This window comes from Kribbella voronezhensis, from assembly GCF_004365175.1.
GTDB classification, from domain to species: domain Bacteria; phylum Actinomycetota; class Actinomycetes; order Propionibacteriales; family Kribbellaceae; genus Kribbella; species Kribbella voronezhensis.
The window spans coordinates 829,164-850,938 of sequence record NZ_SOCE01000002.1 but is presented as its reverse complement, the minus strand read 5'-3'; the positions used below and the strand labels follow the sequence as shown (position 1 = coordinate 850,938).

At 68.5% G+C, this 21,775-nt stretch carries 19 protein-coding genes; 9 read left to right on the top strand and 10 right to left on the bottom strand.

Features of this window, described 5'->3' with window-relative positions:
• Nucleotides 1-70 precede the first annotated feature (70 nt).
• Both EV138_RS31295 and EV138_RS31290 read right to left on the bottom strand, forming a co-directional pair.
• The gene (locus tag EV138_RS31295) at nt 71-868 is read right to left on the bottom strand and encodes an ABC transporter permease (RefSeq protein ID WP_133983450.1); all 798 of its coding nucleotides are present in this window, start codon (nt 866-868) and stop codon (nt 71-73) included.
• Entirely contained in the window at nt 865-1,764 is a 900-nt protein-coding gene (locus tag EV138_RS31290; protein WP_133983448.1) for an ABC transporter ATP-binding protein, read from the bottom strand. The genes EV138_RS31295 and EV138_RS31290 overlap by 4 nt, the downstream gene beginning before the upstream one ends.
• A 154-nt stretch (nt 1,765-1,918) precedes the next feature.
• Here EV138_RS31290 and EV138_RS31285 point away from each other — a divergent pair, with 154 nt between their 5' ends.
• Together EV138_RS31285 and EV138_RS31280 are read left to right on the top strand one after the other, a co-directional pair.
• Nucleotides 1,919-3,082: a histidine kinase gene (locus tag EV138_RS31285; RefSeq protein ID WP_133983446.1), complete on the top strand. Its 1,164-nt coding sequence runs from the start codon at nt 1,919-1,921 to the stop codon at nt 3,080-3,082.
• Nucleotides 3,079-3,753: a response regulator gene (locus EV138_RS31280; protein ID WP_133983444.1), complete on the top strand. Its 675-nt coding sequence runs from the start codon at nt 3,079-3,081 to the stop codon at nt 3,751-3,753. Before EV138_RS31285 ends, EV138_RS31280 begins: the two co-directional genes overlap by 4 nt.
• 58 nt (nt 3,754-3,811) lie before the next feature.
• On the opposite strand, the gene EV138_RS31275 is transcribed toward EV138_RS31280, so the two are convergent.
• The 4 genes from EV138_RS31275 to EV138_RS31260 form a co-directional block, all read right to left on the bottom strand.
• Nucleotides 3,812-4,039: a hypothetical protein gene (locus tag EV138_RS31275; protein ID WP_112238721.1), complete on the bottom strand. Its 228-nt coding sequence runs from the start codon at nt 4,037-4,039 to the stop codon at nt 3,812-3,814.
• Nucleotides 4,040-4,174: 135 nt separating this feature from the next.
• Entirely contained in the window at nt 4,175-6,820 is a 2,646-nt protein-coding gene (gene mgtA, locus EV138_RS31270) for a magnesium-translocating P-type ATPase (protein ID WP_133983442.1), read from the bottom strand.
• A 5-nt stretch (nt 6,821-6,825) separates the two neighbouring features.
• The gene (locus EV138_RS31265; RefSeq protein WP_133983439.1) at nt 6,826-7,710 is read right to left on the bottom strand and encodes a universal stress protein; all 885 of its coding nucleotides are present in this window, start codon (nt 7,708-7,710) and stop codon (nt 6,826-6,828) included.
• Between the two features lie 160 nt (nt 7,711-7,870).
• Nucleotides 7,871-9,016 carry an alpha/beta hydrolase gene (locus tag EV138_RS31260; RefSeq protein WP_133983437.1) on the bottom strand — a complete coding sequence of 382 codons (1,146 nt, stop codon included), beginning with the start codon at nt 9,014-9,016 and terminating at the stop codon, nt 7,871-7,873.
• A 143-nt stretch (nt 9,017-9,159) separates the two neighbouring features.
• Here EV138_RS31260 and EV138_RS31255 point away from each other — a divergent pair, with 143 nt between their 5' ends.
• The 5 genes from EV138_RS31255 (at nt 9,160) to EV138_RS31235 (ending at nt 14,547) form a co-directional block, all read left to right on the top strand.
• Nucleotides 9,160-9,453: a 2TM domain-containing protein gene (locus tag EV138_RS31255; protein ID WP_133983435.1), complete on the top strand. Its 294-nt coding sequence runs from the start codon at nt 9,160-9,162 to the stop codon at nt 9,451-9,453.
• 65 nt (nt 9,454-9,518) lie between these two features.
• Nucleotides 9,519-10,271, top strand: coding sequence for an SDR family NAD(P)-dependent oxidoreductase (locus tag EV138_RS31250; protein ID WP_133983433.1), 753 nt, complete (start codon nt 9,519-9,521; stop codon nt 10,269-10,271).
• Nucleotide 10,272: 1 nt separating this feature from the next.
• Complete coding sequence (locus tag EV138_RS31245; protein ID WP_133983431.1) at nt 10,273-12,264, top strand: neutral/alkaline ceramidase; 1,992 nt, start codon at nt 10,273-10,275, stop codon at nt 12,262-12,264.
• A complete protein-coding gene (locus EV138_RS31240) occupies nt 12,215-13,111 on the top strand; it encodes a 2-oxo acid dehydrogenase subunit E2 (RefSeq protein WP_133983428.1) in 897 nt (298 codons plus the stop codon). The genes EV138_RS31245 and EV138_RS31240 overlap by 50 nt, the downstream gene beginning before the upstream one ends.
• Nucleotides 13,112-13,113: 2 nt before the next feature.
• Nucleotides 13,114-14,547 (top strand): WS/DGAT/MGAT family O-acyltransferase, encoded by a 1,434-nt coding sequence (locus EV138_RS31235; RefSeq protein ID WP_133983426.1) that lies wholly within the window; start codon nt 13,114-13,116, stop codon nt 14,545-14,547.
• Here EV138_RS31235 and EV138_RS31230 read toward each other — a convergent pair.
• The gene (locus tag EV138_RS31230) at nt 14,528-15,229 is read right to left on the bottom strand and encodes an esterase/lipase family protein (protein WP_369410864.1); all 702 of its coding nucleotides are present in this window, start codon (nt 15,227-15,229) and stop codon (nt 14,528-14,530) included. The two genes, EV138_RS31235 and EV138_RS31230, sit on opposite strands and share 20 nt — an antisense overlap.
• A 223-nt stretch (nt 15,230-15,452) precedes the next feature.
• Between EV138_RS31230 and EV138_RS31225 the strand changes: the two genes are divergently transcribed.
• On the top strand, nt 15,453-17,024 hold the full coding sequence (locus tag EV138_RS31225; protein WP_133983422.1) for a tannase/feruloyl esterase family alpha/beta hydrolase: 1,572 nt from the start codon (nt 15,453-15,455) through the stop codon (nt 17,022-17,024).
• Nucleotides 17,025-17,093: 69 nt separating this feature from the next.
• Here the strand turns inward: EV138_RS31225 and EV138_RS31220 are convergent, their stop codons facing one another.
• On the bottom strand, nt 17,094-18,509 hold the full coding sequence (locus EV138_RS31220; RefSeq protein ID WP_305000181.1) for an ABC-F family ATP-binding cassette domain-containing protein: 1,416 nt from the start codon (nt 18,507-18,509) through the stop codon (nt 17,094-17,096).
• Between the two features lie 217 nt (nt 18,510-18,726).
• Between EV138_RS31220 and EV138_RS31215 the strand changes: the two genes are divergently transcribed.
• On the top strand, nt 18,727-20,160 hold the full coding sequence (locus EV138_RS31215) for an alkaline phosphatase PhoX (protein WP_133983420.1): 1,434 nt from the start codon (nt 18,727-18,729) through the stop codon (nt 20,158-20,160).
• A 74-nt stretch (nt 20,161-20,234) separates the two neighbouring features.
• On the opposite strand, the gene EV138_RS31210 is transcribed toward EV138_RS31215, so the two are convergent.
• Nucleotides 20,235-20,648, bottom strand: a complete 414-nt coding sequence (locus EV138_RS31210) for a CBS domain-containing protein (protein WP_112238713.1) — start codon at nt 20,646-20,648, stop codon at nt 20,235-20,237.
• A 95-nt stretch (nt 20,649-20,743) separates the two neighbouring features.
• Entirely contained in the window at nt 20,744-21,760 is a 1,017-nt protein-coding gene (locus EV138_RS31205; RefSeq protein WP_133983418.1) for a DNA topoisomerase IB, read from the bottom strand.
• Between the last annotated feature and the right edge of the window lie 15 nt (nt 21,761-21,775).

Sequence of the window (21,775 nt, the reverse complement as noted above, 5' to 3'; positions counted from 1 at the left end):
GCCTGATGGCGAACAGCGTTAAGTTGCTTGAAGCAACCATCTGGCCAGACCGGTACCGGGTCCGGGGTCGTCAGGCGGACTTGACCTCGCGGCGGAGGAGCCGCAGGAGGCCGACGGCCAGCGGGATGACGACCCAGATGGTGCCGGAGACGGCGATGTGGGCCCAGTCCGTGGGGGTGAAGGTCTGCCGGGCGAAGGTCGGTGCCATGGCGGTGTTGAGGTCGAGCCAGGGAGCGACCTTTCCGAGTGCGTCGACCATCGAGAAGAGCAGGTTCCAGGCGATCGGGATCACGTAGTACAAGACGATCGCGGCCGCGGTGTTCATCAGCAGCATGCCGAAGGCGAAGCCTTGCACGATGCCGATCAACTGCAGGGCGAAGAAGTCGCGCACGTTGGCGGCGCCCACGTCCCAGGTGCCGGCGCCGTCCAGGAACACCATCCCGGCGACATTGCTGAGCGCGGCGACACCGAGCGCCACGACCACCGCGGCGAGCCCGACCAACGTCACGGCGAGCAGCTTGGCGACGGCGATCCGCATCCGGCTCGGTTCGAGGGTGAAGGTGACCAGGCCGGTGCGCTGACTCCACTCGGCGGTGACCGCGAGGATCCCGAGCACCGGAAGCAGGATGCTCTGCGGCGTCGCGGCCGCGCCGACGAAGTTCAGGAACGTCAACTCGTCCGGATCGGCGACGAACAAGAACACGGCGATGACCGCGACCGTGATCAGGCCGATGGCGGTGAGCAGCCAGAACCCTGCCCGGGTGTCGACGAGCTTGCGCAGCTCCACTCGCAGCAGTCGGTTGAAGGGAACGGCAACAACAGCCGGATCCGGGGAGACCAACAGGTCGGGCGAAGTCGCGGTACTCATGCGGTGACCTTCTCTCGTGCGTCGTCGGCGGTGAGCTGCAAGAACATGTCCTCGAGTCCGGCGCCGTCCGCGCCGCGCAACTCGGTCACAACAACGCCGTACTGCGCGGTGGCCGCGGCGACCTGCTCACGACTGGCCTGTACGACGTACGCGCCGTCCTGGGTGCTCCGGTAGCTCAAGGCGGCCGCGTCGAGGCACGTCGCCAAGGCGGCCGGATCGAGCCCGCGAACCAGGGTTCCCGCGGCGCTCAGCAGGTCCGCTTTGGTGCCGTCGGCAACGATGACCCCGCGGCCGATGACGACCAGGTGGTCGGCGATGATCTCGATCTCGTGCAGCAGGTGCGAGGAGAGCAGGACCGTCCCGCCACGGTCGGCAAAGCCTTTCAGCAGTCCCCGCATCCAGTGGATCCCGGCCGGGTCGAGTCCGTTGGCGGGTTCGTCCAGGATCAGCACCTGCGGATCGCCGAGGAGCGCGTGCGCGATGCCGAGCCGCTGCCGCATGCCGAGGGAGTAGTCGCCGATCCGGCGGTCGCCCTCGTCGCCGGACAGGCCGACGAGCTCGAGCGACTCGTCGACGCGTTGCCGGCGCAGGCCCATCAGCAGGGCGCCGAGCCGGAGGATCTCGCGGCCGGTCCGGCCGGCGTGCTGCGCGGAGGCGTCGAGCAGGACCCCGACATGGCGGCCCGGGTTGGGCAGGTCGGCGTACGGGACACCGAGGATCGTGCTGCGACCGGCCGACGGCGGCGTCAGCCCGGTCATCATCCGCATCGTGGTCGACTTGCCGGCGCCGTTGGGACCGAGGAATCCGGTGACGGATCCGGGCCGTGCCTGGAAGGAGACTCGGTCGACGGACTGATACGCGCCGTACCGCTTGCTGAGTTCTTCGACTGTGATCATGAGGTCGAGCCTGGCGCCGAGGGCAGCCCTCGCACATCAGCCGCAGTGCCATCGCGGCAGACCACGGGACAGGCCTCGGGGTAGCCCGTAGTAGGGGGCCGGACCCCGACCGCGGTCTCTGCCTTGAGACAGGCCGGTCCCGTACGGTGAGGCCGTGGACGCCTTCCAAGCCGCGCCACCACCTCCGCTGACCCGCTGGCAGTCGAGGTGGCGCTACCTCTTCGCCGTCGTCGCCGGCGCCGTCTTCTGGGTGGCAACCCTCGCCAATGCCTATGACTGGGTGCTCCGCCCCTACCTCGTCTTCGACCTCTGCCTCGGCGTCCTCAGCGTGGTGTTGATGCGCTGGCGACGGCGCTACCCACTGGCGATCGCCCTGCTGGTCAGCGCCATCGGTGGGGTCTCGTCGGCGGCATCGGGAGCGGTGGTCGTCACCGCCTTGTCCCTCGCGACCCGACGGAAACTGCCGGAGATCGTGCCCCTGGCGGTGGTGGGGCTCGTCGCCTCGATCGTGTACTTCGAGACCCAGCCCGGCCAGAAAGGTCTGGCCGTCTCGGTGGCCTTCACCCTCGTCTTCGTGAGCGCGGTCATCGCGATCGGCATGTACGTCGGCGCCCGGCGAGACCTGCTCGCAACGCTGCGGGAACGAGCCGACCGCGCCGAACGCGAGCAGGACCTGCGGATCCAGCAGGCCCACGTCACCGAGCGCGCCCGGATCGCGCGCGAGATGCACGACGTACTGGCCCATCGTCTGTCGCTGGTCGCCTTGCACGCGGGCGCACTGGAGTACTGCCGCAGTCTGAGCGACGACGAAGTGGCCAACGCGGCAGCCATCACCCGCCAGAGCGCCCATCGTGCCCTGAACGACCTGCACGAGATCCTGGGAGTTCTGCGGACGCTCGATTCGGACGCGCCACCGGAGCCGCCGCAACCGACGCTGGTCGACCTGCCGGCGCTGGTCCGGGAGGCCACCGGATCGGGCGCGAGAGTCCGACTGCACAACGAGATCGAGAACCTGGCCGACGCGCCCGAGGCGATCGGACGCAACGCGTACCGGATGGTTCAGGAGAGCCTGACGAATGCTCGCAAGCACGCACCGGACACGGCCGTCGACGTCACGCTGAGTGGGCGGCCGGGTGGGCAACTGATGCTCGAGGTACGCAACCCGCTGCGGCTCGGCGCCGCAACGAGTACTACGCCCGGCTCCGGTCTCGGCCTGCTCGGGCTCACCGAGCGCGCAGAACTGATCGGTGGCCGCCTGGAGCATACGAGCTCCGACGGAGACTTCGTGGTCCGCGCCTGGTTACCGTGGCCGGCATGACCGAAGCTGCCGGTGACCCGATCCGTGTCGTGATCATCGACGACGACGCGCTGGTACGCACCGCGCTCGCGATGATCCTGCGCGACGACGCCGGGATCGAGTTGGCCGGTGAAGCGGACGACGGCCAGGCCGGGCTCGAACTCGTCGCGCGGGTGGCGCCCGACGTCGTACTGCTGGACATCCGGATGCCGCGGCTGGACGGTCTCGAGGCGCTCACCCGGCTGATGAGCCGCCCGGCGCCGCCCAAGGTGATCGTGCTGACGACCTTCGACGCCGACGACTACGTACTACGTGCTCTCCGCGACGGCGCCAGTGGGTTCCTGCTCAAGCACACCCCGCCGGCGGAGATCGTCGCGGCCGTGCACAAGGTGGCTGCCGGCGGCCACATGCTCTCCCCCAGCGTCACGGCGCAACTGATCACCCGGCTGCGGGAGACCAACCCCGAACCGCGGCGGGCTCTCGACGCGCAAGCTCTCACCGAGACTCTCACCGACCGCGAACGCGAGGTCGCCATCGCCGTCGGCGAAGGCAAGGCCAACGCCCAGATCGCCGAAGAGCTCTACCTCAGCATGGCCACGGTCAAGGCCCACGTGTCCCGCATCATGGTCAAGTTCGCAGCCACCAACCGGGTCCAGATAGCCAACCGCCTCCACGACGCCGGACTGCTCTGACCGGGTTCATCGCGCAGACTCGAAACAGGTGACGCCGGCGGCGCGGAACGAGCGCCGGTCAGAGGAGATGCAGTTTGTCGAACGGGGAGACCACGCGCAGCAGCCTGCCGCCGCCCAGGTCGACGACGACCGCGTGGGTGCCCTCGACCGCAGTGATCCGCCCGAGGCCCTCCTTGTCGTGGGAGACCCGGTCACCTTCTTCGAACGTCTTGACCGGCTCGGGCACCCGAGGCTTGAAGGGACTCGTGGACAGGTGACGACGCGTCGTCGCGCGGGAGGGCTCCATCAACCCCAGTATGCCCCCAATTCCCGTCCAGAGCTCTACCACCCGGTCGGCACCGGTTCGCTCCCACGCCTTCGGTTACGCGAGCCGGAGCAAAACCGATGAGCCGGGCCCACGCAGAGTGACTCTGCCTCGACGTCATGTCGAGGCAGGACCGGTTCGCTGTCGCGACGCGGTACTGAAGTGGCCGGCGCGACGGCGGAGGTGACGTCGCCGGTCCGGAGCCGCTACCGGGGGAAGCGGCGGCCGGATCGCGCCGTAGAAGACGCGTTTGCCGGCCTCGATCAGGACCAGATACCCGATCACCATGGCGACCAGGGCAGCGAAGAACGCACCGGGCAGCGGCTGGAACCCCAGTGCGTGCGCGGCGGGTGTCGCCGGCAGGACGGCCCCGACCGTGACCACCGACAACGCGGCCAGGGTGAGCGGCAGGCTCGGGTGGCTGCGGAAGAACGGCACCCGGCGGGTCCGGATCGCGAAGATGACCAGTGTCTGGGTGGCGAGCGACTCGACGAACCAGCCCGAGCGGAACTGGGCCGGACCGGAGTGGAAGACCCAGAGCATCACGCCGAAGGTGACGAAGTCGAACAACGAGCTGAGCGGGCCGAACGAGATCATGAAGCGGCGAATGAAACCGATGTCCCAGTGCGAAGGACGCCGGAGTTGCTCCTCGTCGACGTTGTCGGTCGGAATGGCCAGCTGGCTGCTGTCGTACAGGAGGTTGTTCAGCAGAATCTGTGACGGCAGCATCGGCAGGAACGACAGGAACAGCGAGGCGCCCGCGGCCGAGGCCATGTTGCCGAAGTTGCTGGATGTCCCCATCAGGACGTACTTGATGGTGTTCGCGAAGATCCGGCGCCCCTCCGCCACGCCGTCGGCCAGTACGTCGAGATCCTTGGCGAGCAGGATCACGTCCGCGGCGTCCTTGGCAACGTCCACCGCGGAGTCGACCGAGATGCCGACGTCGGCGGCGTGCAGGGCCAACGCGTCATTGACGCCGTCACCGAGGAAGGCGACCCCGCCACCGCTGCGCCGCCGGGTCCGGACGATCCGGGCCTTGTGCTCGGGACTGACCCGGGCGAAGACCATGGTGGTCTGCACCGCCTTGGCGAGCTGGGCATCGGTCAGGGCATCGATGTCGGCGCCGGTGAGCACCTCGCCCGATCCGAGTCCGATGTCCCGGCACACCTTGCTGGCCACCAGCCCGTTGTCGCCGGTGACGATCTTGACACTGATCCCGAGACCGGCGAGCCGCCGGAGTGCAGCGGCGGCGTCGGGCTTCGGAGGATCCAGGAACACCAACAGGCCGGCCAGCCGCAGGCCGTGCTCATCGGCGGCGGTCACCGCGGACTGTGGCCGATCCAGCGGCCGGATCGCGACGGCGACGACCCTGTTGCCGTCGGCGAATTCGGCTTGCAGGGACGCTTCGGTCTCCGCCGGTACGCCGAGGCAGCGGGCCAGGACCGCTTCCGGCGCCCCTTTGGTGATCAGCAGCAGTCGGCCGGCTGGATCCTTGACGACGACCGAGACCAGCCGGCGTTCGTGATCGAACGGCAGGATCGCGATCTGGCTGAAGCCGGCCAGTGCGGCGCGCTGTGCGCCGGCCGCCGGGGAACCCCACAGTGCCTGGTCGAGCGGATTTCCGGCCGCTGCTGCGCTCTCGGTACAGAGCAGGCCCCAGCGCAGTACCGCGTCCGTGGTTTCGCCGCCGGCCGCGACGGCGCGCATGAAATCGATCCGGCCCAAGGTCAGGGTGCCGGTCTTGTCCGTGAACAAGGTGTCGATATCGCCGAGATCCTCGATGCAGACCAGCCTCTTGACCAGCACCTTGAGCCGGATCATCCGGCGCGATCCCGCCGCCAGACTGGTCGACACCACGGCCGGGAGCAACTGGGGAGTGATCCCGACCGCGATGGCCAGCGAGAACAGCAGGGCGTCCAGGAGCGGCTTGTGCAGCACGAGGTTGAGGCCGAAGATCAAGGTGGTCAACGCGGCGCCGACGTACACGAGCAGCATCGAGAACCTGGCCAGACCGACCTGGAACTCGGTGTCGAGTGGATGGGTGTCCAGGCCGGCCGCGATCTTGCCGAACTCGGTCCTCCCGCCGGTGCTCAGCACCACACCGCTGCCGCTTCCCGAGTGCACGACGGTGCCCATCAACGCGCAGCTCGACAAGTCGGCGAGCGACGTTCCGGCCGCCACCGGAGCGGTCGACTTGCTGACCGGCAGAGATTCGCCGGTCAGGACGGACTCGTCGCACTGAAGTCCGTTCACCGACAGCAGCCGGACATCGGCGGGAACGACCTCCCCCAGCCGCAACCGGACCACGTCGCCAGGCACCAGCGCCGTCACGTCGACCGCGACCTCTCGGGCGTCCCGCACGACGACAGCCTGGTGACGGATCTGCGAGTGCAGCGCCTCTGCCGCCTTCTCGGCGCGAAACTCGTTGCCGAAGCCGAGTCCTACGGACACCGCGAGGATGGCACAGATGATGATCGCGCTGCCCCGCTCGCCGACGACGTACGACGCGATCGCAGCGGCGACCAGCAGGCCGAGCAGCGGCGACCGCAGCTGGTGCCAGAGCACCGGCAGCCAGCGAGCACGATGTGAACTGACCGCGTTGGGTCCGAAGACCGCCGTACGACGCTGGACCTCATCGCCGGACAGCCCCGACTCCGGCCTCAGGTGCAGCATGCCGAGGACGTCTTCCAAGGGACTCGCCGCAGCATCGGCCAGCTCCACGAGGTCGCCCGATGGCACGGACCGCGCGGCGTACAAGGTCATCGCCGTCAGCTGGCTGTGGGCTGGTTCGCTGGGGCGTGGACGACCGCGACCGGGCAGGTCGCGTGCTGCAGAACGCCGCGGACGACTGCCCCGAGCAGTGCACCGGTGAGTCGGTGGCGATTGTGTCCACCAACGACGATCAGCTGCGCCCCACTGGCCTCGGCGGACTCGACAAGAGCCTGGACCGGATGCAGCCGGCTGATCTCCAAGGTGATCTCGAGCATCGGATAGGTGTCCTGCAACTGGTCGGCGATCGTCTCGAAGTGACGTTCGGCGCTCTCTTCCCAGGCCTCACTGACACTTTCGATGTTGCTCGAGCTCCAGCCGTAATCGGTCGGCTGCACCCAGGCGTGGACCATCCGCAAGGCCACGTGCCGGGCAACGGCCTGCCGAACCGCGAAGTCGATCGCGGGATCGTTCTCACCGGAGTCGTTCAGGCCGACGACGACCGGCGCATGCAGCTGGACGGGTTTCCATCCGGTCGGTATCACGACCACCGGCACGCTCGCCTGATAGGCCACGGCCTCCGAGGTCGATCCGATCAGCAACCGCTGGAAGGTGCCCATGCCGCGGCGACCGACCACCAGCATGCGGCTGCCCGCGGCGATCTTCGCCAAGGTGGTGTCGGGCGGCCCGATCACGGACTCGGCCTCCCGGGGCACCGCCGACGTGGAGTTGTCGAGGTAGTGCTGAACGTTCTTGACCAGTTCGGCCGCCGCCTCGTCCAGTTGGACAGGGGGATGGAACAGGCCGGTTCCGATCTGCTCGTCGATCACGTGCACTGCCCGCAAGGAGGCATTGTCGAGAGCCGCCTCCTGCAGGGCCCAGTCGAGCGCTCCGGTCTCACGCCAGGAGGCGTCGACGCCTACGAAGATCTCCGATACCGTCACGGGTCGTTCCTCCTGAATCGATGCGGCCCTCCGAGTCTGTGGCTTGGCCGGTCGCGGGATCAGGGGCGCCGGTCATGCACCGAGGTGCCGAAAGTCCCTTCGCCGAGCTGTTCTGTGGACGCCCCCTTCGCAGGGCCGAAGTGTCGACCTGCGGTACCGGTCAGCGCGGCTGGAGGGCGGTGGTGAGGAAGTCGATCGTGTGGTCGGTCCATTCGGCTGGGTTGGTGGTGAGGGCTGCGCCGTGGCCGGCGTTCGGAACGACCCAGACACGGACGGTTGTGGGCGCCGCCGACTGGATGTAGCGGGCGGCCTTCGGCTCGTCCGGTTCGGCGCCGCCCGCGATCAGAAGTACCGGGCGACCAGAGGCGGCCACCGCGGCGCGCAGAGCGATGGGGGGCTCGGCCGCGGTCAGCAGATCGGTGATGCCGTAGGTCAGCGACTCGAGCCCTTCTTGAAGCGTTCCGCGCCAGCCGAACTGCTCCGACAGCCACGCCTTGTCGCCGGCTACTCGCCCGGTCGCACCCTCGGCCACGACGGCACGGATGCGCTGGTCGCCGGCCGCCGCGCCGATCGCCTCTTCGCCGCCCATCGAAACCCCCACCGCTGCGATCCGGCTGTCATCCACCTCGGGCCGGGCCTGCAGGAACGACACTGCCGCGGCAATGTCCTCATCGCCGTACCAGCCGAAGTCCATCGCCCGGCCACCGCTTCGGCCATGCCCGCGAGCGTCGAACAGCAGTACGCCGTACCCGTGCCCGGCCAGCACGACCGCGTGCGCCAGGACGTCCGATCGGGTCGACCCGGCTCCGTGCAGCAGGACGACCGCGGCACTGTTCTCGGACGGCAGGTACCAACCGGACAGCAGTACGTCGTCAGTCGTGCGGAAGCGGGCGTCGCTGAAGGTCAGACCGAAATCGGCCGGACTGAGCTCGCCGAGCTCGGTCCGCGGCACGTTCGTCGCCGCGACCGCCTGACCGAGTGAGTACAAGGAGACCACCAAAGTCGCCAGCAACGCCGGCACGACGAGCACCCGGCGCCAACCTCGGGTGAGCCGGACCAGCAATGCACCGCCGGCACAGATCAGTACCAAGCCGCCCACGAGAATCATCAGACCGGCGATCGTCGTGAAGCCGACACCAGCCTTCAAATGCGGTATGCCGAGCCCGACGCCGACCGGAACGGCGATCAGGCCCAGCACGACAGCGATCACGGCTCGCTGTCTGCGATTACCACGGTCCAGCACGCGCGTCGCGAAAGTACGGGATCCGGTTCTGCCGCCCGCCTCCGGGCCCAGCTGCGTCGACATCGTTCCTCCTCGCCCCAACTTCCAGCCTTCGCGCCCGACCGGCACCTCAGCAGAGGCGGAAGGCACGCCGAGGACAGGACTTCGGGCCCTGTAACGGCACCAGGGATCGTCCGAGGGTTGAAGTGAGGAACTAGGAGGCAGTCATGGACGAGCAGCCACTGGGGTCGGTTCGGACCGATGACGAGAAGTTGCGGCAACAGGCGGTGGAGGAACTGCGCAAGCGGCGTGAGCTGAGCGGGCACATCCTCGCCTACCTGACGGTGAACACCTTCCTGGTGGTCATCTGGTACCTGACCAGTGCGAGCTTCTTCTGGCCGGCGTTCCCGATGTTCGGTTGGGGTATCGGCGTGATCTTCCACGCCTGGGACGTGTTGTCGCCCCAGCCGAGCGAAACCGCCGTCCAGAACGCGATGGACCGCATCGCGCACCGCCACTGACCAGACCCACCCCCCCCCGGAGCCGGCCCTTCCCGGGCCGGCTCTCGACACCTGAGGAGAACGACATGGGCAGGCTCGATGATCGGGTTGCGCTGGTGACCGGCGCGGCCAGCGGGATCGGCAAGGCGACCGCATGGCGGCTGGCCGCGGAGGGCGCGGCCGTCCTGGTCACCGACATCCAGACCGACGCCGGCGAAGCCTTGGCCGAAGCCCTCCGGGACTCCGGTGCGCGCGCCGTGTTCGTCCGGCACGACGTCGCCAGCGAGGCCGATTGGGAGACGGCCTGCGCCAGGGCCGCCGAGGAGTTCGGCGGGCTCGACATCCTGGTCAACAACGCGGGCATGGGCGATCTGGCGAGTATCGAGGACACCACCCTGAAGGACTGGCAGCACACCATCGACGTCGACCAGACCGGTGTCTTCCTCGGGATGCGGACGGCCGCGCCGTACCTGAAGGCTTCCGGCCACGCCTCGGTGATCAACATCAGCTCGATCTTCGGCATCAGCGGCGGTTTCGGTACGTCGCCGGCCTACCACGCGGCCAAGGGCGCGGTGCGGACCCTGACCAAGAACGCCGCCCTGCACTGGGCCACCGAGGGCATCCGGGTGAACTCGATCCACCCCGGTTTCATCGACACCCCGATCCTCGACCAGGCCCGCGGTACGCCGTTCTGGGACGTGATGACCCAGTTGACGCCGATGGGCCGGCTCGGCCGTCCGGACGAGATAGCCGCCGGTGTCGCCTACCTGGCCAGCGACGACGCGTCGTTCGTCACCGGGCTCGAACTGGACATCGACGGCGGCTACCTGGCCCGCTGAGATGACCGGGTACCTCGTCGGCCGCGGCATTGCCGATATCAATGGTGAGCCGGTGGAGAGCGGCATGCTCGGGTACGGAAAGTTCTGGCAGCGCAGCGACGGTATTCACCTGCGGCTGCGCTCCAGGGCTTTTGTCGTGATGGACCCGGCGAGCGGGCGGCGGGTGCTGCTCGTGGTCAACGACCTGCCGATGGTCTTCGGCAGTATCCACCGCGCGCTGCTGCGCGCCCTGGCCCGCTCGTACGGCGATCTCTACACCGAGCAGAACACCATGGTCACCGCCACGCACACGCACAGCGGACCAGGTGGCTACTCGCATCATCGGCTGTACCACTCGAACACCGGCGGCTTCCGGCCGAAGACCTTCACCGCCATCGTCGACGGCATGACCGAGGCGGTCCGGCGGGCCCACAACGACCTGTCCCCCGCGGTACTCACGCTTGCCCACGGGCACTTGTGGGACGCGAGCGCCAATCGCTCTAAAGTTGCCTTTGACAACAATCCTGCGGCGGACCGGGAGCAGTTCCCGACCGGCATCGATCCGCAGACGACCCTGCTACGCATCGATCGCGACGGCGAACCGGTGGCCGCGATCAACTGGTTCGCCACCCACAACACCAGCATGACGAACACCAACACCTTGATCAGCGGAGACAACAAGGGATACGCCGCCTACCACTGGGAGCGGCAGGTGGAGGGCGTCGACTACCGTGCCCGCCGATCCGGCGACTTCGTTGCCGCGTTCGCCCAGACCAATGCCGGCGACCAGACCCCGAACCTCGACCTGCGCCCCGGCTGCGGTCCGACCACCAGCGACGTGGAAAACACCCGCATCATCGGACTGCGCCAGTACGAGGCTGCCGCCGCGCTGATGTCGGCGCCGGGCCGACGCCTGACCGACGGAGTCGACCACCGGATGACACAGATCGACCTCGCCTCGGTCGTGATCCGGCCGGAGTACACCGGTGACGGTGCGATGCACCGCACGGGCAACCCGATCGGCGGTGCCTCGGCGCTGGCCGGCAGTCTGGAGGACGGTCCGGCGTTCCGCGGCTTCACCGAAGGCCGCAATCCCTTCTGGGACTGGCTTTCCCGGCGGGTCTACGCCCGATCGCCGCGGCTGCGGGACACCCAGGCGCCGAAGGCGATGGTCGTCGGTGGGCGTGCGCTCGACCTGCTCGGTCCCTACGTCGCGCGCACGGCAGTGATCCAGTTGCTGCGGATCGGTCAGCTCTACCTGATCGGCATCCCGGCCGAGGTCACGGTCGTTGCGGGCTTACGCCTGCGTCGTGCCGTCGCTTCGATCGTGTCCGCCGACCTCGCTGACGTACTGGTGGCCGGCTACAGCAACGGCTACCTGCATTACGTGACCACTCCTGAGGAGTACGACACCCAGCAGTACGAAGGCGGCAGCACACTGTTCGGTCGCTGGACCCTGCCTGCTCTGGTACAGGTCGCGGCCGAACTCGCAGCGGCGATGCGGGACGGCCGGCCGACGCGGTACGGCGTACCCGAACCGGACCTGAGCGGTCGGCAACGGCACGCCCGGCTCCGGATACCTCACGACCGCCCACCGCCCGGTCGCGCCTTCGGCGATGTCCTCGTGGAACCGCGGTTCCGCTATCGCCCTGGGGACACGGTCACGGCGGTCTTCGCAGCCGCCTATCCGAACAACGATCTGCGTCGGAACGGTACCTACCTGGAGGTCCAGCGCTACGACGGAACCGGCTGGGTGACAGTCGCCGACGACGGCGACTGGTCCACCACCTTCCGGTGGCGCCGCGGCCGGCGCGGCCAGGTGGCCGTCGTCGCCTGGACGGTTCCCGCCGGTGAACCGCCGGGCGAGCACCGGATCCGCTGGTACGGCGAGGTCCGCGATCGGGTCCTTCGGCCCTACTCGGGTGCCTCGCGGGTGTTCACCATCGAAAGCGAAGGAGGACGCCATGACACTGCGGATCAGACTGCCCCGGACCGACGGCCGACTCGTCACTGACGTACCCGACGAGCGCGCCATCATGCCGTTCATCATGCGCAGACGCACGGACTCGGAGGTCTACTTCGAGCAGAACGTCGACATCGGTGCGGCCCAGGCCTGGGTACGGCGCTGGAACGAGGCGGGGGGCCCACATCTCAGCCTTTTCGTCCTGGTCCTGAGCCAGGTGGCTCAACTGCTGTACGACCGGCCCCGGCTGAACAGGTTCATCGCCCGTCGCCGGTTCTACGACCGCGACGGGGTACTGCTGTCCTTCGGCGCCAAGAAGGAGATGACCGACGACGCGCCACTGGAGATGCTGAAACGGCGGTTCGAGCCCAACGAAAGCCTGGCCGGCGTGATCCGCAGTCTCGACACGGCGGTGACCGAGGCGCGCACCGGTGCCGGCGCCGAGGTCGACAAGGAGGTGAGACTGTTCCTCGGCCTGCCGACGCCACTGCTCGACGCGGCGATCAGCGTGACTCACTGGCTTGACGAACGAGGCGTGCTGCCGAGTGCGCTGACCCACTCGGACCCGTTGTACGCATCGGCTGTCGTCTCGAACCTGGGCAGCCTCAAGACCGACGCGGCGTTCCACCACCTCTACCAGCACGGCAACTGCCCGTTGTTCCTCGTGGTGGGAAGGGTGCGGCCCGTGCCGGTGGCCGTGGCAGGAACGGTTCAGGTCAGGCCGATGCTCGCTCTGCGCTGGACGTTCGACGAGCGGATCGTGGACGGCCTGTACGCCGCCCGGTCCGCCGAGTTGCTGGCCTGCCGACTGGAGGACCCACGGCATCACCTCGGTTCACCGGAGGACGCCGTACGGCAGGAGCGCGGCGCGGACGAGGCTGTTCCCGGGAAGACGTGACGATGCGACAGGTGGACGACCTCGGCGCGATGTACCTGGCTGCGGAGAACGCGCGGGTCAGCACCCATACCGCGGCTCTGATCACGATCGATCCGGCCGCGCTGCCCGGCGGACGGCTGACGATCGACCGCCTGCGCGACGTCGTGCGCGAGCGTCTGCCACTGATACCGGCCTTCCAGTGGAGGGTGGTCCGGGTCCCCCTCGGACTCGACCGTCCGTACTGGGTCGAGGCCGACAGCGACCTGGACTATCACGTGCAGGAGATCGCGTTGCCGTCGCCGGGTGACGACGACCTGCTGCGCGAGCAGGTCGCGCGGATCTTCTCCCGGCCGCTGGACCGCTCGCGGCCACTGTGGGAGATGTACCTGATCCAAGGACTCGCCGGCGGCCGGGCCGCCGTACTGACCAAGGTCCACCACGCGGCCGCCGATGGTCGCGCGGGAGCACAGATGGTGGCCACTCTCACGGACACCGAGCCGCATCCACCACCTGCTGCCGGCCTCACAGCACCCCCGGTCCCACCGCCGCCGTCCTCGGTGTCGATGCTGGCGCGCGGCCTGGCCGGTTTCGTCCGCCAGCCGTGGCGGGCAGTGTCCGGCGTACCGGCGATGTTGTCCGGCCTGGACGAGTTGCCGGTCTTCGGCACCATGCCCGGAGCCCGGCTGGTCGGCGCGAGCCTCGCGTTGGTACGGCGCGAACGCAGGCACACGCCGGTCGCGAGGGCACCGCGTACGTCGTTCAACCGCCGGATCTCCCGGCATCGCCGGATCGGCATCGCCACCCTCGCGCTCGACGACGTGAAGTTCGTGAAGAACCGGTTCACGGTGAGCGTGAACGACGTGGTGATGGCGCTCGCGGCCGGTGCGCTGCGTCGCTGGCTGCTGGAGCGCGACGAGCTTCCGGCCCAACCACTGACCGCCGTCGTACCGGTGTCGCTGCGCGGCGACCGATCGGTTGCCTTTGGCAACGCCCTGAGCGCCGTCGTGGTGCCGATCCCGACCGGGGTGGATGATCCGGTCGCCCGGCTGAACGGTGCGCATGCCGCGATGCTGGCCGCGTTGCGTGATCTCGGCACGACCGCGCCGGACGCGCTCGTCGATACGGTCCGGCTGGTGCCGCCGGTTCTCTTCGTACAGACCGCGCAACTACTCACCCGGCTCAACGCCTGGCCGGTTCTGCCACCGGCGATGAACGTGAATATCTCCAACGTGCCAGGGCCGCAACAGACCCTGTACCTCGCGGGCGCGAAGGTGGAGTCGGTGGTGCCGCTGGCGGGCATCACCGATGGCCTGGGCCTGAACATCACCGTGCTGAGCTACTGCGGACGGCTCCACGTCGGCGTCGTCGCGGACCGCGATCAGGTGCCGGACGTGCAACGCATCGCGGACTGGACGGCCGAGGAACTTGCCCTCCTGGTCAAGGCTGCTGATCGCTGAGAGTCCGCAATCTGGCGGTCAGCAGTCGCTGAACAGCCCGGTCGGCGCCCATCCCGTTGTGGGTACTGCGAACCTCGATCTGCTCCGCGGCGGGGTCGAGACAGGCCCGCCAGTCCACCACGCCGTCCTGCCGTGAGTACACCGAGATGAACGGCAGCCCGGTCGGCCAAGGGGACTCCAGCAGAGCGCTCGTCCGCTCCGCGCAGCCGCCGGTCAGGCAGTCGGACGACACGAGCCACGGCCAACCGCGAACATTCAGGCGAGCCAGCAGGTTCACCTGGGCGACCAGGTCCCGTGTCGTCGCCAGTTGATGGAGCAACGGCGAGGCCAGGGTGACGAGGCCGGCCACCTGGTCCGGCCGACGGATCGCCAGCATCCGGCAGAGTGTCCCGCCACGGCTCTGACCCACCAGGACGACGGGTCTGCCCGCCTCCTGGACCACTTGCTCCAGCCGGCGTTCGAGGAGGCCCAGCAGCATCTCGGTGCAGCCGGAGTTGAGCGCGATACCACTGGTGAAGGTGGCGTGCCCGGAGCGCCGCAGATGCCGCGCCAGCGGAATCAGCGACCAGTCACCCGCGAGGAAGCCGGGCACGAGCAGGGCCGGCACCTGCTGCGAGAGGCGCGGGTCCACGGCGGGAACCGGTGGCCCGACTGCCTGGACATAGGACAGCCAGCCCACCATCTCCCGCACGCGTGCCTCAGCCGGCGGATTGAAAGGTTCCCACTTCCGGTCAGCGGCCATACTGTTCACGCTCCTCCGTGAAAGTGTAGGTGGAAATAGACCTGCCCTACTTGGCTCTGTCGATATCCCGGGGCGGCTCGTCTCCGACAAAGCCGGCGCCCAGGGGGTTGGCCAGTGGTTCTCACTGGGGCGACGGTGGTTGCTGACGGGTCAGGATGCGGGCATGAAGCGACCCCTGATCATGCTGATCGCTGCGGTGATGCCGGCCGCCGCGGTCATCCTTCCCGTGGCGTCCAGCGCCGCGGCCGACAACTCCCCCGCTACGACAACCTGCGCGCCCGTCCCGGTCGCCGCGCCCACCGGCACGAAGGTGGTGTCGGTCGACGCGGTGGCCAGGCCGGGCGGCGACTTCACCTTCCCGAACGCCTATCCGCCCGCCGACCCGATCACCGACGTACCGGCCTGGTGTGACGTACGCATCGTGGTGACCCATCCCGGCGCGAACGACACCGTCACCATCAAGGTCTCCCTCCCCCAGGACGCGAAGAACTGGAACGGCCGCTTCCAGGCCACGGGCGGCAGCGGCTACTCGGCGGGCGACATCAGCGACCTGAGCATCCCGCTGATCGGCGCGGTCAAGAAGGGGTATGTCGGTGCAGCCACCGACGCCGGCGTCAAGGACGGCCTCGATGCCAGTTGGGGGCTGACCGCGGACGGCAGGACCAACACCGGTCTGCTCACCAACTTCGCGTCCCGCTCGGTGCACGACCTCGCCGTGATCGGCAAGGACGTGACCGCGAAGTTCTACCAGCGCGCCGCGAGCTACTCGTACTTCACCGGTTGCTCGACCGGTGGCCGCCAGGGGTACGCCGAGGCCGAGTACCACCCCACCGACTTCCAGGGCATCCTCGCCAACGCGCCCGCGGTCGACTGGAACCGGTTCGAGATCGCCACCCTGTGGTCGCAAGCGGTCTTCAACGAGGAGCACGTCGCACCGACCAAGTGTGAACTGGACGCGTTCACCAGCGCCGCGGTCGCTGCCTGCGACACTCTCGACGGGGTCAAGGACGGCGTCATCGACAACCCGGCGACCTGCACCTGGGACGCGCGCCGCCTGATCGGCACGAAGGTGCTCTGCGACGGCAAGGAACTCACCATCAGCAAGGCGCTCGCCGTCGCTGTCGACAAGCTCTGGGCCGGTCCGGTCACGCCCTGGGGCAAGAAGCTCTGGTACGGCCAGAACAAGGGCTCCTCCTTCGACTTCATTGCCGCCTACAACAAACCGTTCACGGTTCCGGATCAGTGGGCGAAGTACTTCGTGACGAAGAACCCGTCGTTCGACAGCACCAAGCTCACCTACGCGACCTTCGAGCGAGTGTTCGCCTCGGCGACCACGCAGTACGACGCTGTCATCGCCGACAACAACCCCAACCTGTCGAAGTTCGCCAAGGCCGGCGGCAAGCTGCTGACCTGGCACGGCCAGTCCGACCAGCTGATCCCGACCCTTGGCACGGTCCACTACCGCCGGCAGGTGGACGCGCTCTTCGGTGGAACCAAGCGCGTGGACGACTTCTACCGCCTGTTCCTGCTCCCCGGCGTGGATCACTGCGGCACCAAGCTCTACAGCACCGGTCCGCTGGTCAAGCCGGGCGCCGACCTCGACGCCCTGGTCAACTGGGTCGAGAAGGGTGACGCACCGGCCACCCTGCCGGTGACATCGCCGGACGGCACGACCACCCAGGACATCTGCCGCTACCCGATGCTCACGCAGGACTCCCACTGCGGCACCCGCTGACCAGCTCCACCACGACGGCCCCGGACGATGGTCCGGGGCCGTCGCGTCTGTCTTGTCAGCAAGGCGGAGTCAGGCGTCCGGAGCGCTTGCCTCAAGCAACTTCTGGTGCTCGAGCCGGAGCCATCGGGACACCTTGAGTCCGGCGAGGAAGCGCTCGTCGTGGCTGACGACGACGAACGCGCCTTCGTACGCGTCCAGCGCGCTTTCGAGCTGGCTCACACTGACCAGGTCGAGGTTGTTGGTGGGCTCGTCCAGCAGGAGCAGCTGGGGTGCCGGTTCGGCGTACAGGACGCAGGCGAGCGTCGCCCGCAGGAGTTCACCACCGGACAGTACGCCGGCCTGCAGGTGGATGCGCGAGCCACGGAACAAGAAGCGGGCCAGGAGATTCAGCCGCTGACCTTCGGGCAGCCCCGGCGCGAAGGTGGCGAGATTCTCGGCGATGGTGCGGTCGAGATCGAGAAGATCCAGGCGCTGGGACAGGTAGGCGATGCGGCCGTCCGCGCGCTTGAGCTCACCCGCGTCCGGAGTCAGGTCGCCGTGGATCAGCCTGAGCAGCGTGGACTTGCCGGCGCCGTTGGGACCGGTCAGGGCGATTCGCTCCGGGCCGCGAATGGTGAGGTCGGCGCCGCCGATGATCTCGCGACCGCCCAGCGTGACGCGGAGGCCTTCGCCGTGAAAGACCGTTCGCCCGGCCGGCACGTTCGTCGCGGGCAGTTCCAACGCGATCCGCTGGTCGTCGCGGACCGCGCGGCCCGCCTCGTCGAGGCGCGCCTTGGCGTCGTTCACCCGCGCGGTGTGGGTCTCGTTCGCCTTGCCTGCCGACTCCTGCGCGTTGCGCTTCATCGTTCCGGCGAAGATCTTCGGGAGACCCGCGTTGCCGAGGTTCTTGCTCGCGTTGCCGGCCCGCCGCGCCGCGCGCTCCCGGGCCTGCTGGAGTTCGCGCTTCTCGCGTTTGACCTCCTGCTCGGCGTTCCGCAGGTTCTTCTCCGCGACCTCACGAGCCGCCTCGACCGCTTGTTCGTACGCCGTGAAGTTGCCGCCGTACGCGCGGAGTTCACCTCGGTCCAGTTCGGCGATCCGGTCCATCCGGTCGAGCAGCACGCGATCGTGACTGACCACGAGAAGGCATCCGGCCCACTCGTCCAGTACGTCGTACAGCTTGCTCCGGGCAACCAGATCGAGATTGTTGGTCGGCTCGTCGAGCAGCAGGACGTCCGGTCGCTTGAGCAGCTGGGCGGCCAGGCCGAGTGAGATGACCTGGCCTCCGCTGACTGTGCTCAGGCTGTGGTCGAGTTCGAGGCCGCCCAGACCGAGCCGATCGAGCTGGGCGACCGTGCGCTCCTCGATGTCCCAGTCGTCGCCGACCGTGGTGAAGTGTTCCTCCGCGACGTCACCGGACTCGATCGCGTTCAGTGCTTGGATGATCGGCGCGACCAGACCGCACGTCTGCTCTCCTCCACGAAATCTCGTCGCCAGCTTTAGCAAACGACAGCAGGCTCTGCCGCGGGCGGTAGTTGCCGATGACAACGGTCTCGGCCGCGGACCGGTGCCGGGTGTCAGGGACACTCGTTGTAGTCAGGTGACAACACAAAATGATGAACGGTGGGAAAGGTGATTGTTCAGGTGGTGTTTGCCTGGGCGCTGCCGGTCGGGTGAAGGATCGGGGCGCAGTACGACCGACTTCAATGCAAGGAGCTCCGCCATGTCCCTCGATCGCCGTTCCGTCCTGCGGGGTGCCGCCGTCGGCGCCACGGGTGTCGGATTCGCCGCCGTCGGCGCCGTCCCCTCGCTCGCCGAGGCCACGCCCGCGCCCGCCTCGCGGCCGTACCCGGCGCACCGCCCGTTCCCGCCGCTGATGGACGACCCGAAGGGTCTGCTCGCCCTGCCGCCCGGCTTCAAGTACACCGTCGTCACCCGCGCCGGCGAGACGAAGCTGAAGAGCGGCCAGCCCACCCCGGAACTGCACGACGGTACGGCGGCCTTCGCTGCTGGGCCCAGGGGCTACACCCTGATCCAGAACCACGAGATCGGCGCGAACTCCGCCCTCGGCGTACCGCAGATCCCTGGCACCGTGTACGACGAGGGCGTCGGCGCGGCCGGCGGCTGCACCGTCATCTCCGTCGACCGTGACGGCACCAACCACGGTGAGTGGGTCGGCATCTCCGGCACGCTGACCAACTGCGCCGGCGGCCCGACCCCGTGGGGCACCTGGATGACGTGCGAGGAGACCGAGAACAAGGCGAACGGCACGACCCGGCTGAAGGACCACGGCTATGTGTTCGAGGTCTGGGCCGACGGCAGGACCGCTCACCCCGTGCCGCTCAAGGCACTCGGCCGCTACGCTCACGAGGCGCTCGCGATCGACCAGGACCGGCAGCACATCTACCTGTCCGAGGACGCGTCGGGCCCGAACGGATCGTTCTACCGCTGGAGCGCCCCGGCCGGCTACCGGCTCGGCAAGGACAGCTGGAAGGACCTGCAGAACGCCGGCTTCGGCAAGCTGGAGGCGATGGCCATCCTGGGTGACGACGGCAAGCCGATCCCGGACGTCGCCTACCTGACCTCGGCCCAGTTGCTGCGCCCGTTCCGGGTCGCGTGGGTGCCGGTGCCGGACCGCGACGCGGTCTCCGTCTCGACCCGCAAGCAGTTCACCGACGGCCAGGTCACCCGCGGCAAGAAGTTCGAGGGCGTCTACGGAACCCACGACGGCGTGTACGTCGTGAACTCCTACGCCAAGTCCGGTACGACGGATGTACCGGCCGACGCCGTCCCGCACGACGGCATGGTCTGGTTCTACAACTACAAGTCGAAGACCATCCAGCTGGTCACCTACTTCCCGTCGAACCCGGCCGCCGAGAACGGTGTCGGCTACGCGGACCTCAACTTCGACGGGCCGGACAACGTCACCGTCACGCCGTGGGGCTCGCTCATCCTCGCCGAGGACGGCAACGCGAGCAGCCACGTGCTGAGCGCGACGCCGGGCGGCCCGACGTACGCGATCGCCCGGAACATGCTCAACGACTCCGAGTTCACCGGGCCGACCTTCTCCGCGGACGGCAAGGTGCTGTTCGTCAACATCCAGACCCCGGGCATCACGCTGGCCATCACCGGCCCTTGGCGCGACTACCTCGGCTGAGCAACCAACGCCGAGGAGGTGACACGGCTGACCGTGTCACCTCTTCGCCCGCGGGAGTCCTACTGGCGGACGTCCTACTGCGAGATGTCCTGGACGACGTCGCCGGTTGCCGCGTCGGGCATGGCGCGCGCGATGTCCGCCTGGGCGAGCATGCCGACCAGGTCGTGGCCGTCGATCACCGGCAGCCGGCGGACCTGGTGCTTGCTCATCGTCGCCAGCGCCTCCTCGATGCTGTCGTCCGCGCCGATCGTGACCGGCTTGCCCTGCCCGAACTGGCCGGCCAGCGCCGTCGCCGGGTCGCCGCCGTCGGCCAGGCAACGGACCACGATGTCGCGATCGGTCAGCACACCCTTCAACCGGTTGTCCTCGCCACAGATCGGCAGAGCGCCGACATCGAGGTCGCGCATCTTGCGAGCCGCGTCGACCAGTGTCTCGTTCTCACCGACACACTCGGCACCGGCTGTCATCAGATCCCGTGCTTTGGTCATCGTCTTCAACTCCTCACCGAACTCTGCTGGCTGTCAACGGACAGCTCTGCGGTTCCCCTCCGCGGCCGATCGAAACGGGCCGGAGCCACAACCGATCAGGCACGGGCGTCCTGGTCCAGCAGCTTGTTCACCGAGCGCTCCACGACGGCACGGGTCTTGTCGTCGTCGAGGTCGGTGCCCACCTTCTCGACGGCGTCCGCGATCGTCCGCCCGTGTTCGTACTGCTCGACGACCCGCGGATCGACATAGGAGGCGCGGGCGACGGTCGGGGTGTTGCCGAGATGATCGGAGACCTCTTCGAGCATGTCCTTCACCGCGGCGTTCAGCGCCTTCTTGGTGGCCGGCGGATCCGCCTCGGCCAGGTCGACCGCGGCGTGCACCGTGGCGGTCCAGGTCCGCAGGTCCTTGACCGTGTAGTCGTCCCCGACCAGTTCGTGGAAGCGGTCGTTGACCATCCCCGCGTCGATCTCGTGGTACCCGGACTCGTCGCGGTAGACCAGCAGTCGCGGGCTGTCGTGGCGAGCCCGTTTGAGTGACCGTACGGCGGCCACCAGGCGGTCGTCGTCCAACGCGATCTTGCGCTGCTGGCCGCCCTTGGCCACGAAGTCGAAGACGACCTTGCCCTTGCTGACCCGGACGTCGTCGCGCAGCAGAGTGGACGCGCCACGGCTGCCGTACTCCTCGGCGTACTGCGTGTTGCCGGTCCGGAAGACGCCGTAGTCGAGCATTCTCAGCGCAACCGCCAGCACACGACTCCGCCCGAGGCCGCCGGCGCAGAGGTCGGCGTCGACGGCCTCGCGGAACGCCGGCAGCTTGCGGGCGAGCCGGCGTACCCGGTCGTGTTTGTCGCCGTCCTGCGCCGTGCGCCAGTCGTCGTGGTACAGGTACTGCCGCCGGCCGGCCTGGTCGGTGCCGATCGCCTGGATGTGCCCGTTCGGATAGGGGCAGATCCACACGTCGCGCCAGGCGGGTGGGATCGCCAGGGTCCGGATCCGCTCGATCACGTCGGCGTCCTCGATCCGGCCGCCCTCGGCGTCGTGATAGCTGAAGCCGCTGCCGCGGCGCCGGCGGGTGTACCCCGGCTTGTCAGGATGGCTTCGACGCAGTCGCATGCCGCACCTGTACCC

Coding starts and splice junctions, on each gene's coding strand:
- EV138_RS31295 (WP_133983450.1), bottom strand. CDS start 868: ATGAGTACCGCGACTTCGCCCGACCTGTTGGTCTCCCCGGATCCGGCT.
- EV138_RS31290 (WP_133983448.1), bottom strand. CDS start 1,764: ATGATCACAGTCGAAGAACTCAGCAAGCGGTACGGCGCGTATCAGTCC.
- EV138_RS31280 (WP_133983444.1), top strand. CDS start 3,079: ATGACCGAAGCTGCCGGTGACCCGATCCGTGTCGTGATCATCGACGAC.
- EV138_RS31275 (WP_112238721.1), bottom strand. CDS start 4,039: ATGGAGCCCTCCCGCGCGACGACGCGTCGTCACCTGTCCACGAGTCCC.
- mgtA (WP_133983442.1), bottom strand. CDS start 6,820: ATGACCTTGTACGCCGCGCGGTCCGTGCCATCGGGCGACCTCGTGGAG.
- EV138_RS31260 (WP_133983437.1), bottom strand. CDS start 9,016: ATGTCGACGCAGCTGGGCCCGGAGGCGGGCGGCAGAACCGGATCCCGT.
- EV138_RS31255 (WP_133983435.1), top strand. CDS start 9,160: ATGGACGAGCAGCCACTGGGGTCGGTTCGGACCGATGACGAGAAGTTG.
- EV138_RS31250 (WP_133983433.1), top strand. CDS start 9,519: ATGGGCAGGCTCGATGATCGGGTTGCGCTGGTGACCGGCGCGGCCAGC.
- EV138_RS31245 (WP_133983431.1), top strand. CDS start 10,273: ATGACCGGGTACCTCGTCGGCCGCGGCATTGCCGATATCAATGGTGAG.
- EV138_RS31240 (WP_133983428.1), top strand. CDS start 12,215: ATGACACTGCGGATCAGACTGCCCCGGACCGACGGCCGACTCGTCACT.
- EV138_RS31235 (WP_133983426.1), top strand. CDS start 13,114: ATGCGACAGGTGGACGACCTCGGCGCGATGTACCTGGCTGCGGAGAAC.
- EV138_RS31230 (WP_369410864.1), bottom strand. CDS start 15,229: ATGGTGGGCTGGCTGTCCTATGTCCAGGCAGTCGGGCCACCGGTTCCC.
- EV138_RS31225 (WP_133983422.1), top strand. CDS start 15,453: ATGAAGCGACCCCTGATCATGCTGATCGCTGCGGTGATGCCGGCCGCC.
- EV138_RS31215 (WP_133983420.1), top strand. CDS start 18,727: ATGTCCCTCGATCGCCGTTCCGTCCTGCGGGGTGCCGCCGTCGGCGCC.
- EV138_RS31210 (WP_112238713.1), bottom strand. CDS start 20,648: ATGACCAAAGCACGGGATCTGATGACAGCCGGTGCCGAGTGTGTCGGT.
- EV138_RS31205 (WP_133983418.1), bottom strand. CDS start 21,760: ATGCGACTGCGTCGAAGCCATCCTGACAAGCCGGGGTACACCCGCCGG.